The organism is Pseudomonas brassicae (assembly GCF_010671725.1).
Taxonomy (GTDB): domain Bacteria; phylum Pseudomonadota; class Gammaproteobacteria; order Pseudomonadales; family Pseudomonadaceae; genus Aquipseudomonas; species Aquipseudomonas brassicae.
Genome location: NZ_JAAHBU010000280.1, coordinates 1 through 11872, shown reverse-complemented (window position 1 = coordinate 11872; position 11872 = coordinate 1). Strand labels below are relative to the sequence as shown.

Here is an 11872-nt window from a genome sequence, read left to right as displayed (position 1 = left end):
GCATGTCTTGAATTCACCAGCGCTCTCAAGATCGAGCGCGCCGCGCGGCGCTTCGCTGGCAAGTCGAGTCGTCGCACCGCAGCTCCCGACATTTGTTGCAACGTGCCATGGCCTGTGAGATTTGAGTTGCCAGCCTTGGGGGTTCGCCTGCAGATTTGGATGCCCCCACCAACCCCACCCCCTACAGCAACCCCTGCAACCGCCGATACTGCTTCATCACACTCGGCACATAGCGCTGGGTTTCAGCAAACGGAGGGATCACCTTGCCCCGGCTCATCACCGCATCCGGACCCGCGTTGTACGCCGCCACCGCAAGGCTCACGTCGTTGTCGAACAAGGTCAGCATGCGTTTGAGATAACGCGCCCCACCCTGCAAATTGGCAGCCGGGTCCAACGCATCATCCACCCCCAACTCTCGCGCAGTATCGGGCATCAATTGCATCAACCCCACCGCGCCCTTGGGCGAGCGCGCATTGGGGTTGTAGCGCGACTCGGCCTGCACCACCGCATGCAGCAACGCCGCCGGCACATCGTTGGCCTGGGCCGCCGCGGCAATCAGCTCAGCGTATGGCATGCCGGTAATCAACTGCGGCCCGGCACTGCTGGCCTGCGCCACCGCGCCCGGCTCGGCCACCACCCGCTGGTAATGGCGCCCAGGCCGATGAACATTGGACAGCACGTAGCTGCCGTTGGCCGACACCGAGATGTACACGTCGGCCTGGACCGCTGGCGTGATCGCCAGCCAGGCCAGTACTGCTGTGGTCAGAATGCGCATGCCGCCGCCTCCCCGTCGCGTCCCCAAAAAGTGGGGGTTATCCCCCGCTTGGCGAGGCTTTCAGGGGTTAACGCAAGCACTGTGCCGGCTTGCACCCGCGCCCAGGCAGCACCCGACCAAGTCGCGCATGACTATTGCATGAGGCCCTTGGCAACCTGACGGAGGCCCCGCCCATGAACGATAAGAAACGCTTCGCACAACGCGGCTTCACCCTGCTCGAACTGCTGGTGGTACTGGTGGTGCTCGGCCTGCTGGCCGGCATCGTCGCACCCAAATACTTCAGCCAACTGGGCCGCTCGGAGGCCAAGGTGGCGCGGGCGCAGATCGAGGGCCTGAGCAAGGCGCTGGACCTATACCGGCTGGAGGTCGGCCATTACCCTTCGGCCGAACAGGGCCTGCAGGCACTGGTCAGCCCTCCCAGCGACGAAGCGCGCTGGTCGGGCCCGTACCTGCAGAAAAAGGTGCCGCAAGACCCATGGGGGCATAACTACATCTACCGCTACCCCGGCGAGAACGGCGAGTACGACCTGCTGTCGATGGGCAAGGACGGCCAGCCCGGTGGTGACGGCGAGAACGCCGAAATCACCAGTTGGCAGTAGGAGGCGACCATGCGATTCGCCCTCAAGGCCCTGGGCAAGGCCGGCGTGGTGGCCCTTGAACTCGACGCGCAAGACCCCGCCCAGGCTCGCCAGATGGCCGAGCAGCAAGGCCTGCGCGTGGTCAGCCTGCGCAGCGCCGAGCGTTTCGGGCGGCTGCGCTGGCGACGCCGTGAAGCCTTCAACCTGGTGCTGTTCAGCCAGGAGCTGACCACCCTGCTCAACGCCGGCCTGCCACTGATCGACGCGTTGCAGAGCCTGGCCGAGAAAGAGACCGCGCCCCAGGCGCGCAAGACCCTCGATGAACTGGTACGCCTGCTGTACGAAGGCAAGTCGTTGTCCCAGGCGCTGGGCCAGTTGCCGGCAGTGTTCCCGGCGCTGTACGTGGCGCTGGTGCAGTCGAGCGAAAAGACCGGTGCCCTGGCCGAGGCACTTGGCCGCTACGTCGCGTACCGCCAACGCATGGACGAGGTGCGGCAGAAGATCGTCAGCGCATCCATCTACCCGTTGCTGCTGTTGCTGGTGGGCGGTGGCGTGGTGCTGTTTCTGCTGGGCTATGTGGTGCCACGCTTCAGCCTGGTGTTCGAAGGCCTGGGGGCAAGCCTGCCATGGCTGTCGCAGATGCTGATGCAGGCCGGGTTGTTCCTGCATGCCCATCAGGCGGCACTGGGCGGCGCGACCGTTGGCGGGGTGATCGCCCTCGCCGTGCTGCAGCGCCAGCCGGCGGTGCGCCGCTGGCTCACACGGCAGCTGGAGCGGCTGCCGGCCTTGCACCGACGCCTGGTGATGTACGAACTGGCGCGCTTCTATCGTTCGCTGGGGATTCTGTTGCAGGGGGGTATCCCGATCCTCACCGCGATGGGCATGGCCCGCGGCCTGCTTGGCACTGCGGCCGGCGAGCGGCTGGACCAGGCCTGTGAACGGGTCCGCGAAGGCTTGTCGCTGTCGGCGGCGCTGCAGGCCGGTGAGCTGGTAACGCCGGTGTCGCTGCGCCTGCTGCGGGCTGGCGAGCAGTCGGGCAACGTGGGCCAGATGATGGAGCGCAGCGCAGACTTCTATGACGAAGAGATCAGCCGCTGGATCGAATGGTTCGTGCGCCTGTTCGAACCGCTGCTGATGACCTTCATCGGGTTGCTGATCGGGGTGATCGTGATCCTGATGTACATGCCGATCTTCGAGCTGGCGTCGAGTATTCATTAGGGATCGGCCTTGGGCGCCATGCCCGCGAACTGGCATTTCTGCCAGTTTCGCAATGTCATGCAAGGTGTTTGAATCAAGCAGCAGGACACCTGAGCGCAGCACGAGGTAGATGGGATGGCGACTATCGAGACAAGGGTGATTTCCGTTATGGCCGAACAATTGAGGATCCCCAAGAATGAGCTCAAACCGAGCTCAAGCGTGGTAGATGACCTCGGAGCAGACTCGCTGGAGACAGTGGAGTTGATAATGGCAATTGAGGACGAATTTGCCCTGACGATTCCAGAGCAAGACGCAAGCAAATTCATCACCATCAAGGACGTAATCGACTACGTAACCAAAACGAGCCCCTCTTGAACGCCGTCCGCAATCAAACTGACCTGCTGCCGCCCAAGTTGTGGTCACGCTTGATCACGCATCAACAATCAAACCTGTCCACCGCCCGGCGCCGCTCGTTGTCGTCGCGCATATCGTAGTTGGCGGTGGTCTGGATGTTGCTGTGGTGCGCCAGCTTCTGCGCGATCGACAGGTCGTGCTCCTCGATCACGCGGGTAATGAACGAGCGACGAAAATCGTGGGGCATGATCTTGACCCCCACCTGGGTGCCGCGCTGACGGGCGATGTAGTAGATCGCATGCTTGGTGATGCGCTCGCGAGTGATATGGCTGCCGCGGCGGATGCGGTTGAACAGGAAGTCGTCGTCGGCCTGCCCCTCGGGCAGTTGCGAACGGCGCAATGCGAGCCAGGCATTGAGCTTTTCAAACGCCCAGGCCGGCGCGTACTTGATCAGCTGCTTGTTGCCCTTGCCCACCACCTGCAGGCTGCGCTCGCTGAAATCGATCTGCGCCAGGCCAAGGTTGACCGACTCGCTTTTGCGCATGCCGGTGCCATACAGCAAGGCGATCACCGCCGCATCACGCAGCCCTTGCGGGCGCGGGTCGGCGGCGCAGGCCTCCATCAGTTCGCGAATCAGCGTGCGCTTGAGGTTGCGCCCTACTGGCAGGCGCGTGCCCTGGGTGGCCTTGACCGTGCGGATCTTGAGCAACTGCTCCTGGCCGATCAGGCTCAGGCGCCAGGCTTCGTTCATCACCCCGCGGATGGCGTTGACGTACAGCGACGTGGTGTTCGGTGCGTAGCCATCGGCACGCAACGCCGCCACCAGCGCGGTGACGTGCCCCGGTTCGAGCAGGTGCCAGGGCACCTCCTTGATGTCGGTGTCCTCGAAGTCCAGGCGATCGGCCGCATCCTGCAGGATGTACTTCATGGTCAGCTGGCTGGAAGGCGCCAGGCGGGCAAGGTATTGCAGCAGCGGATTGTGCAGTGAATCAGGCAAACCGTTGGGTTCCTCTAGGGCAGTACAACAAGAACAGGCCGGGGATGATACCCCTAGTCCACCCGGTAAAGCTTGATGGTTTCCCGGGTCAGCGACATGACCTCATGGGTGTAGCCCTCGGCATCGCTGGTGCCGTATTCCAGATAGCCATCCTTGCGCTGGATCACATAGGCCACGCGCGGCGCCGGCTCGCCGGTATCGGGGTCGGTGATGGGCAGGCGTGCGCTGTAGATCGTCGCGTCCACCTGCTTTGCGAAGGGCGCCAGCGGCGTGCTGTCGGGTAGCACTGGCGCTGACCATACATAGGGCGCGATGTACGGGCTGTAATCATGCTTTTCCACCTCGGCCAGCAAGACCGAAACGGGGATGCGCATCACCAGCGTGAAATAGGCGTGATACGGGAACGCGGTGATATACAGCTTGCAGGGGATCGTGGTGCGTTTCTCGAGCAGGCGCCGGATGGTCTGCGGGGTGAGCTCGGTGCTGCTGGAGCGGCTCGGCAAGGTCTTGTCGAAGCTCATGCGTGCCAGGTAGTTGAAACTGCCATCGGGCGCATTGCTTTCGAACTCGGGTGAGCCGCTCAGGTTGTAGGTGATGACGTGCTCCAGGTCGAAGTTCTCGTCACCGTCCAGCGCGCACACCAGTCGTTCGCCGATCTGGCCGTTGCCGGTGTGGCGTTCGAACAGGCTGAGCAGGTCTTCGTCGGCCTGAAAACGCAGGTCGTAGCGGTACGTGTTGTCGCTGAACGACTGGAAACGCAGGGGCAGCGGGTTTATGCCATGATCCCTGACGCAGCCGCCAAGCAACAGGCCGATGGCCAGGGTGAAGCCCAAGGTGATGCGTTGGAACCGAGGCATGCGCCTGCATCCATGACAGTGGCGGGGGTGCAGGATGCAGTAGCGCACCGGTAGCGGCAAGCTTCACGTCTGCGCGGCCGGCTTCTCGTACACCGAGAGTTTCAGCCCCAGCAGCGCGATCAACAGGAACGGCCAGCCCGACTTGATCAACGTGCCAATCCAGGTATCCAGGCGGGTGAGGTGCCTGGGGTCATCCAATCCCTTGCGTTCCCCCTCGATCGTTTCCAGGCGCAGGCCCAGCGAGCGTTGCCGATCCTGCGCCGCCGTGCGCTTTTCGGTGAGCAGGACGATGCTGTGCGGTTGGCTCAACGCGTCGGACACTTCAGAAAGCACATAGCGGTGCCCGTCCACCATCAGGGTGCTGTCCAGTTGCGGCGCCTGCTCCAATTGCGGCCCCAGCTCCTTCAACACATCCAGTGACTGCAGTTGCTCCAGCGGCTGGCGCAGGGGATGCTCGACCTGATCCTGCTGCATTTTGCACAACTGGATGTAACCAAGCCCTTCCATGCCCGGCTGTCGTGCCTGAGCGCCAGTGGCTTGGGCGGCGCGCCGGCGCTCCTCCTGATCCAAGCGGTAGAACTCCAGGCAACGCTCGTCGGCGTCCTTCTGCGCCGCCTGATGCGCCAGCAACGCCGATTGGCGTATGGCGGCGGGCAGGTCCTGACGCGTGGTGTCGAGCCGCTGGATGAGTGTGTGCACATTCAGAATGCGGCTACTGAGCCGCATGGTTTCCTGCTCGGCGGCGTCTCGCTGTGCGCTGGTGTCGACGTAACGCACCCCCAGTTCCACCCGTTGGCGGCCAGGCGTCTCGTAGACAAACACCAACGCCACCACCAGCGCCACCAACGAATGGTAGAGGCGATCGGTGAGTGACTTGTCGACCCAGTTTCTGCGGCGAACCCGCAGCGCGGTTCCCACGATGGTCAGCACATACACCCCGATGGCCGTGTTGCTGTTCCACAGCAACGCGTTCACGATCGCCCAGACCAAGTAGGCCAGCAGTACCGAGAGTGTCGTGCATTTCACGCTTGAGGCTCCATGGTGGCTGAACACACAGCGTCATCAAGCACTATAGATCACGCGCTGCCGGCCCCACCTCGATCTATTGCGACGTGCCAGGGCCTGTCAGGTCGGCGTTGGCAACCTTGTTCAACTCACGCGCCCAATGAAGTTGGCCAGTTCCAGCGTCTGCGGCGCATCGAACAGTACCTTCGGATCCCCCATCTCATGCACCTTGCCATGGTGCATGAACACCAGTTTGTCGCCCACCTCGCGGGCAAAACGCATCTCGTGGGTGACCATTACCAGGGTCATGCCTTCACGGGCCAGTTCACGCACCACACTGAGCACCTCGTTCACCAGCTCCGGGTCCAGCGCCGAAGTGATCTCGTCGCACAGCAACACCTTGGGCGACATCGCCAGCGCACGCGCAATCGCCACCCGCTGCTGCTGTCCGCCAGACAGTTGGTCCGGATAGGCATCGAACTTGTTGCCCAGCCCTACCCGCTCCAGCATTTTCTCGGCCAGCGCGCGCACCTCGGCTTTACCCGTCTTCTTCACCAGTTGCGGGGCCAGCATCACGTTCTCACCCACACTCAGGTGCGGGAACAGGTTGAACTGCTGGAAGATCATGCCCACTTTCTGGCGCAAGCTGCGCAGGTCTGCACGCTGCGCGTCGAGGTATTGGCCATCGACTTCGATCACCCCATCGTTGATCGACTCCAGGCCATTGAGCGTACGCAACAAGGTGCTCTTGCCCGACCCGCTACGGCCAATGATCGCGACCACCTCGCCTGGCTCGATGCTCAGGTCGATGCCCTTGAGCACGTGGTTATCACCGTAATACTTGTGCAACGCAGACACTCTAACCAGCGACATACAGCCTCCTCTCCAGGTGACGGGCACCCAGCGACAACGGGAAACACAACAGGAAGTAGCCCAGCGCAACCAGGCCATACACCATGAACGGTTCGAAGGTGGCATTGGCAAGCATGCCGCCGGTCTTGGTCAGTTCGGTAAAGCATGATCGAGGTGACCGCCGTGCCCTTGACCACCTGCACCGAAAACCCCACAGTCGGCGCCACCGCAATACGCAACGCCTGGGGCAGCACGATGTAACGCAACTGCTCGAAGCGGTTGAGCGCCAGGCTCGCACTCGCCTCCCACTGCCCGCGCGGAATCGACTCGACGCAGCCGCGCCAGATCTCGGCCAGAAACGCGCTGGTGAACAGGGTCAGCGCAATCGCCGCCGCCATCCACGCCGACACGTCGATCCCGAACAGGGCAATACCGAAGAACACCATGAACAGCTGCATCAGCAATGGCGTGCCCTGGAACAACTCGATATACCCACGCGCCAGCACCCGCAGCACACGCTGCTCGCTGATGCGTCCCAGCAGCATCAACAGGCCGGTGGCGCCGCCGAACACGAAGGCCACCAGCGACAGCAGCAGCGTCCACTGCAACCCCACCAGCAGGTTGCGCACGATGTCCCACAGGGTAAATTCCATCAGCGTCTCCCCAGCACGAAGCGACGACCCAGCGCGTTGAGCAACTGGCGTACCAGAATGGCCATGGCCAAGTACACCAGGGTGGTCAGCAGGTAGGTTTCAAAGGCGCGAAAGTTGCGCGACTGGATGAAGTTGGCGGCGAACGACAACTCCTCGGTGGCGATCTGCGAACACACCGCCGAGCCCAGCATGACGATCACGATCTGGCTCGACAGCGCCGGCCATACCTTGGCCAGTGCCGGGCGGATGACCACGTGGCGGAACGTCTCGAAGCGGCTCATGGCCAGGGCGGCGGCGGCCTCCAGTTGCCCGCGCGGGATCGCCTGGATGCCGGCGCGAATGATCTCGGTGGAGTACGCCCCCAGGTTGATCACCATCGCCAGCGCAGCCGCCTGCCACTCGCTCATGCGCACACCCAGCGCGGGCAAGCCGAAGAAGATGAAAAACAGCTGCACAATGAACGGCGTGTTGCGGATCAGCTCCACGTACACCCCGAACAGCCAGTTGAACGGTTTGAGGTTCCACGCTCGCACCACGGCACCGACCAGGCCCAGGGCAACCCCGAGCACGCTGCCGATCACGGTCAGTTCCAGGGTGAACAGTGCGCCCTTGAGCAGCAGGTCGCCCTGCTGCAGTACCGGGGCAAAATCAAATTGATAGGCCATCGGCTGTGCTCACTCAGAAGCCGGCCGGCAGTGGTTGCTTCAACCACTTCTCGGCATTGCGGTTAAGGCTGCCATCGGCCTTGGCCTCGGCCAGGATCGTGTTGACCTTGGCGAGCAAGGCCGGCTCCTGCTTGGCCAGGCCCACATACACCGGCGAGTCCTTGAGCTGCACCTTGAGCACCGGCACCTTGGCCGGGTTCTTCGCCGCGATGGCCGACATCACCACGCTGCCGCTGGCGATCAGGTCGACCTGGCCGGACAGGTAGGCGGCGATGGTTGAGTTGTTGTCCTCGAAGCGCTTGATGGTTGCGCCCTTGGGCGCGACCGCACTCAGCTCCATGTCTTCGATGGCGCCACGGGTGACACTGATGGTCTTGCCCTCCAAGGCCTGGATAGTGTCGACGGCACTGCCTTCAGGCCCGAACACACCGAGATAGAACGGCGCGTAGGGTGCCGAGAAGTCCACGACCTTTTCGCGCTCAGGGTTCTTGCCCAGGCTGGAGATCACCAGGTCGACCTTGCCAGTGGTGAGAAACGGGATGCGATTGGTGCTGTTGACCGGCGTCAGCGCCAGCTTGACCCCAAGCTTGTCGGCCAGCAGTTGCGCGGTGTCGATGTCCAGGCCGCGCGGCTTGAGGTCCGGGCCGACCGAGCCGAATGGCGGGAAGTCCTGCGGCACCGCCACCTTGAGCACACCGCGCTGGCTGATATCGCTTAATGCATCGGCCTGGGCGGTGAGATGGACCAGGGCGCCGGAGCACAGCGCGGTGGCAAGCAGCAGGGTGCGAAATTTACTCATGGGTCACGACCTCGGGTCTGGGCGGTTGAAAGGTGCTGGGGCGGCTAATGCAGCGGGCATGCCAAAAGCGGCCGAAAGCCGTGGTTTCGCCCGTAGAGTCGCCGCACATGGCGGTCTTACTGGTCTGAACAGTTGAGAAGCTGACCGACTGATCAGTGCGCGGCGCGCACCCCTTTCTGGCAAAGGCCCGCAGGCGTGCGCCAGGCTGGGGCGATGCTTGCGCTTGAGGGTGAAAAGGTCGTAAAACAGCAGCTCATCGAGCTGACTGGTCTGAACAGATGCTAGAAACACCCACCCGTGGGGCCGTCCCGGAACTGGCGATGCAAGGCATCCAGCGGTTGATTCGTGACGGCGGCTACCAGGCCGGCGATACCCTGCCCTCGCAACGCGACCTGGCTGAACAGCTGGGCGTGAGCCGGGCGTCGCTGCGCGAGGCGTTGTCGTCGCTGAGCGCACGTGGGGTAGTCAGTGTGCAGCCGGGCAAGGGTGTATTCGTACAAGGTACAGCGACCGCCAGCGAGCCGGCCAGCCCTTGGTTTGCCTGGCCGTTTGCCGAGCAGGTGTCGGCAGCCGACACCTTCCAGTTGCGCTACGTGCTGGAGGGCTTCGCTGCCGGGCAGGCTGCCACGGCGCTGACGGCCGATGCCATCGATGCGTTGAGCGAGAATGTCGAGGCCATGCGCGTGCAGCTCAAGGCTGGCCACTTCGAGGCGGCAGCGCAGCTGGATTTCGAGTTTCACCGGCGCATCCTGGAAGCCAGTGGCAACCAGGCCATGTTGAACGTCATCACCACCAGCAAGGCGATTTTCACGGAGAGCCAGAAGCTGCCCTTCATTCGCCCGGAACGTGCGCTGGAAACGTGGCAGGAGCACAGGAAAATCCTGCGCGCGCTGGCGCGGCATTCGGCGCCGGCGGCGAAGAAGGCGATGGAGGAGCATGTGCGCAATGCCGCATCACGTACCGGGATTGTATTTTCGGGATGATGACAGGCGCTTGACCTCAACCTAACTCGAGGTTTTACCCTTGCGGCTCTTTTGAACGGAGTCGCCCTGATGAGCCTTGCCAACCGCCCTGCCCCTTTCGAACTGTCTAACCCTGAAGGCCTCTACGACCCCAGCGCCAATGCGTACTCGCACGTGGCAGAAGTCAGTACCGCCGCCAAGCTGTTGTACATCGCCGGCCAGGGTGGTGAAGACCTTGCCGGTACGCTGTCGGCGGACTTTGCCGAGCAAGCCAGGCAGGCGTTGCTCAACCTGGGTATCGCGCTCGAATCCAAAGGCGCGAACCTGGCCGATGTGTTCAAGCTGACCCTGCTGATCGTCGACCACAGCGAAGCGAAGCTTGCATTGTGGGTAGCCGCTGCCAATGCGGCGTGGGGTACGCACATGAAGCCGACCTGCACGCTGATACCCGTGCCGCGGCTGGCGCTGGACGGGATGCAGATCGAGATCGATGCGGTGGCGGCGGTGGTTGCCCAACGGTAGGTCGTCACGACCACTGCCGTCTTCGCTGGCAGGTCAGCTCCCACAGGAACCCCACTGCTCCTGGATTCAGTGAGGGACCTGTGGGAGCTGGCTTGCCAGCGAAGACGCCCGTCAGTACCCCGCCAATCCCATCTGCCAGAAATCCGCTTCCAGGCGCGACGCCTGCGCAAATATCGCCACCAGCTCGGTAAAACGCTGCTCGGTCATGCTACGTGCCGCCAACTCGTCCAGGTGCAGGCGCGCCGCCGTGGCGACCGCCTGATACCCTTCGCCGGCGTACTCGCCAATCCACTCGCGGTAGGGGTGATCGCCCAGCGCCGCCACACCATCGGGGCTCAATGCCCGGCCGATCTCGGCATAGCCGATCACGCACGGCGCCAGCGCCACATGCAGGTCGAGCAGATCCCCGGCCGCGCCGCAATCGAGCACGAAGCGGGTATAGGCCACGGTGGCCTGATGCTCCGGTGCCGCCTCGATATCCGCCTTGGACAAGCCCCAGCGCGCGCACAGGCGCACATGCAGGTCGGTCTCGTCGAGAATCGCCGCCAACCCCGCCTGCGCCGCACGGATGTCCGAAGGCCGGCGGCTCTTGTAGGCCGCCAGCGCCCAGGCGCGGGCGAACTGGATCAGGAACAGGTAGTCCTGCACCAGGTAGGTCCTGAACGCCTGCTCGGGCAAGCTGCCCTCGCCCATCTGGCGTACGAAACGGTGGTCGACGTAGCTCGACCACGCCGGTGCCGCAGCGGCCTTCAAACGCTCGAAAATATCCATTTTTCAATCCTCGGCCGCGTACACGGCATCGAAAAACTCCTTCTCCAGCGTCACCGTGCGCAGGAAGAAGTCGGTGCTGATGGCTTTTTCATTGGGCCCCACACGGTCCAGCTCGGCGCCCAGGAACGCGACGAAATCCGCGAATACCGGGTTGTCGTGCAGGGTGATCCACTCGGCGTGCACGAAATTGTCTGGCAAAGGCTGTGGCGCCTTGCGCGCCCAGTCCAGGTACAGGCCCTCGGCCACATTGAGCACGGCCAGCACCGCCGCATACGAACGCGTGGCTGCGGCCTGACGCATGATCGCCTTGAAGCCGGTGGTGGGCAGCGTATCGGCCGGCGCGCGGCGTTGTGCTTCAGTGACGCCCAGCGCCTCGAACGCGCGCAGGAAGTAGGTATTTTCGTCGCTGGCGATCATGCCGGCAAAGCGCGCCAGGCGCAGGCGGGCGTCGAAGGTGTCGGCGGTGGCGATGGCGGCGCCCAGCAGGGTGAGGAAACTGTCGATGAAGCGGTGGTCCTGCACCAGGTAGCGGACCATGATCGGGTCGGGCAGGCTGCCGTCGCACAGTTGCGTGACGAAGCGATGGCCAACGGCGGCCGACCAGGTGGGTTCGCTCTGGGCGCGCAGGTGATCGATGAAGCGGTGTGGGGCAGTCATGGAGCGGCCTCGCAGTGAGACCGGCAAAAAGGCAGGCGCTAGCTCCCATCCCTTCGCCGGCATGATCCGGATCAGGTTCAAAGGGTCACCGCGCTGCTTGCGCCTGCGGTTTCTCAGCCCTGTGCCGGGCTCCCCTTGGTGGGCACACTGTATACAGCCGCAAGGTCGATGTTGTCCAGCCTAGCCCTTTCGCTGGCAAGCCAGCGCACGGTGGGAGCTGGCTTGCCA

The 11872-nt window shown here is 63.5% G+C and carries 14 protein-coding genes, 1 pseudogene and 1 riboswitch; of the genes and pseudogenes, 5 read left to right on the top strand and 10 right to left on the bottom strand.

Annotation, left to right across the window (positions count from 1 at the left end; translation table 11 throughout):
* Positions 1-181: 181 nt before the first annotated feature.
* Complete coding sequence (locus tag G3436_RS18470; protein ID WP_163947808.1) at positions 182-775, bottom strand: lytic transglycosylase domain-containing protein; 594 nt, start codon at positions 773-775, stop codon at positions 182-184.
* A gap of 173 nt (positions 776-948) precedes the next feature.
* Between G3436_RS18470 and gspG the strand changes: the two genes are divergently transcribed.
* From gspG to acpP, 3 genes are all read left to right on the top strand, one after another.
* Complete coding sequence (gspG, locus tag G3436_RS18465) at positions 949-1374, top strand: type II secretion system major pseudopilin GspG (RefSeq protein WP_163947805.1); 426 nt, start codon at positions 949-951, stop codon at positions 1372-1374.
* A 9-nt stretch (positions 1375-1383) separates the two neighbouring features.
* Positions 1384-2571 carry a type II secretion system F family protein gene (locus tag G3436_RS18460; RefSeq protein ID WP_163947802.1) on the top strand — a complete coding sequence of 396 codons (1188 nt, stop codon included), beginning with the start codon at positions 1384-1386 and terminating at the stop codon, positions 2569-2571.
* Positions 2572-2685: 114 nt separating this feature from the next.
* Positions 2686-2925 (top strand): acyl carrier protein, encoded by a 240-nt coding sequence (acpP, locus tag G3436_RS18455; protein WP_163947799.1) that lies wholly within the window; start codon positions 2686-2688, stop codon positions 2923-2925.
* 61 nt (positions 2926-2986) lie between these two features.
* Here the strand turns inward: acpP and G3436_RS18450 are convergent, their stop codons facing one another.
* The 7 genes and pseudogenes from G3436_RS18450 to G3436_RS18420 form a co-directional block, all read right to left on the bottom strand.
* Positions 2987-3832 (bottom strand): site-specific integrase, encoded by an 846-nt coding sequence (locus G3436_RS18450; RefSeq protein WP_338001284.1) that lies wholly within the window; start codon positions 3830-3832, stop codon positions 2987-2989.
* 122 nt (positions 3833-3954) lie between these two features.
* Positions 3955-4758 carry a hypothetical protein gene (locus G3436_RS18445; protein WP_163947797.1) on the bottom strand — a complete coding sequence of 268 codons (804 nt, stop codon included), beginning with the start codon at positions 4756-4758 and terminating at the stop codon, positions 3955-3957.
* 63 nt (positions 4759-4821) lie between these two features.
* Positions 4822-5784, bottom strand: a complete 963-nt coding sequence (locus tag G3436_RS18440; RefSeq protein WP_163947795.1) for a hypothetical protein — start codon at positions 5782-5784, stop codon at positions 4822-4824.
* Between the two features lie 123 nt (positions 5785-5907).
* On the bottom strand, positions 5908-6636 hold the full coding sequence (locus tag G3436_RS18435; RefSeq protein ID WP_163947792.1) for an amino acid ABC transporter ATP-binding protein: 729 nt from the start codon (positions 6634-6636) through the stop codon (positions 5908-5910).
* Positions 6623-7271 (bottom strand): annotated as a pseudogene (locus tag G3436_RS18430) (amino acid ABC transporter permease). The gene G3436_RS18435 and the pseudogene G3436_RS18430 overlap by 14 nt, the downstream one beginning before the upstream one ends.
* Positions 7268-7933, bottom strand: a complete 666-nt coding sequence (locus tag G3436_RS18425; protein ID WP_163947789.1) for an amino acid ABC transporter permease — start codon at positions 7931-7933, stop codon at positions 7268-7270. The pseudogene G3436_RS18430 and the gene G3436_RS18425 overlap by 4 nt, the downstream one beginning before the upstream one ends.
* 13 nt (positions 7934-7946) lie before the next feature.
* Positions 7947-8732 carry a transporter substrate-binding domain-containing protein gene (locus G3436_RS18420; RefSeq protein ID WP_163947786.1) on the bottom strand — a complete coding sequence of 262 codons (786 nt, stop codon included), beginning with the start codon at positions 8730-8732 and terminating at the stop codon, positions 7947-7949.
* Between the two features lie 278 nt (positions 8733-9010).
* On the opposite strand from G3436_RS18420, the gene G3436_RS18415 reads away from it, so the two are divergent.
* Complete coding sequence (locus G3436_RS18415) at positions 9011-9715, top strand: FadR/GntR family transcriptional regulator (RefSeq protein ID WP_163947783.1); 705 nt, start codon at positions 9011-9013, stop codon at positions 9713-9715.
* A 69-nt stretch (positions 9716-9784) separates the two neighbouring features.
* Positions 9785-10216 carry a RidA family protein gene (locus G3436_RS18410; RefSeq protein ID WP_163947782.1) on the top strand — a complete coding sequence of 144 codons (432 nt, stop codon included), beginning with the start codon at positions 9785-9787 and terminating at the stop codon, positions 10214-10216.
* 111 nt (positions 10217-10327) lie between these two features.
* Here G3436_RS18410 and G3436_RS18405 read toward each other — a convergent pair whose 3' ends face one another.
* The gene (locus G3436_RS18405) at positions 10328-10987 is read right to left on the bottom strand and encodes a TenA family protein (RefSeq protein WP_163947780.1); all 660 of its coding nucleotides are present in this window, start codon (positions 10985-10987) and stop codon (positions 10328-10330) included.
* Between the two features lie 3 nt (positions 10988-10990).
* Positions 10991-11644: a TenA family protein gene (locus G3436_RS18400; protein WP_163947777.1), complete on the bottom strand. Its 654-nt coding sequence runs from the start codon at positions 11642-11644 to the stop codon at positions 10991-10993.
* A 31-nt stretch (positions 11645-11675) separates the two neighbouring features.
* Positions 11676-11790: riboswitch (TPP riboswitch) on the bottom strand.
* Positions 11791-11872 lie beyond the last annotated feature (82 nt).

Bases quoted from the DNA above. Each gene is read 5' to 3' on its own strand.
- G3436_RS18425 (WP_163947789.1), bottom strand. From the start codon at position 7,933: ATGGCCTATCAATTTGATTTTGCCCCGGTACTGCAGCAGGGCGACCTG.
- G3436_RS18470 (WP_163947808.1), bottom strand. From the start codon at position 775: ATGCGCATTCTGACCACAGCAGTACTGGCCTGGCTGGCGATCACGCCA.
- gspG (WP_163947805.1), top strand. From the start codon at position 949: ATGAACGATAAGAAACGCTTCGCACAACGCGGCTTCACCCTGCTCGAA.
- G3436_RS18420 (WP_163947786.1), bottom strand. From the start codon at position 8,732: ATGAGTAAATTTCGCACCCTGCTGCTTGCCACCGCGCTGTGCTCCGGC.
- G3436_RS18400 (WP_163947777.1), bottom strand. From the start codon at position 11,644: ATGACTGCCCCACACCGCTTCATCGATCACCTGCGCGCCCAGAGCGAA.
- G3436_RS18410 (WP_163947782.1), top strand. From the start codon at position 9,785: ATGAGCCTTGCCAACCGCCCTGCCCCTTTCGAACTGTCTAACCCTGAA.
- G3436_RS18460 (WP_163947802.1), top strand. From the start codon at position 1,384: ATGCGATTCGCCCTCAAGGCCCTGGGCAAGGCCGGCGTGGTGGCCCTT.
- acpP (WP_163947799.1), top strand. From the start codon at position 2,686: ATGGCGACTATCGAGACAAGGGTGATTTCCGTTATGGCCGAACAATTG.
- G3436_RS18415 (WP_163947783.1), top strand. From the start codon at position 9,011: ATGCTAGAAACACCCACCCGTGGGGCCGTCCCGGAACTGGCGATGCAA.
- G3436_RS18435 (WP_163947792.1), bottom strand. From the start codon at position 6,636: ATGTCGCTGGTTAGAGTGTCTGCGTTGCACAAGTATTACGGTGATAAC.
- G3436_RS18405 (WP_163947780.1), bottom strand. From the start codon at position 10,987: ATGGATATTTTCGAGCGTTTGAAGGCCGCTGCGGCACCGGCGTGGTCG.
- G3436_RS18445 (WP_163947797.1), bottom strand. From the start codon at position 4,758: ATGCCTCGGTTCCAACGCATCACCTTGGGCTTCACCCTGGCCATCGGC.
- G3436_RS18450 (WP_338001284.1), bottom strand. From the start codon at position 3,832: ATGAAGTACATCCTGCAGGATGCGGCCGATCGCCTGGACTTCGAGGAC.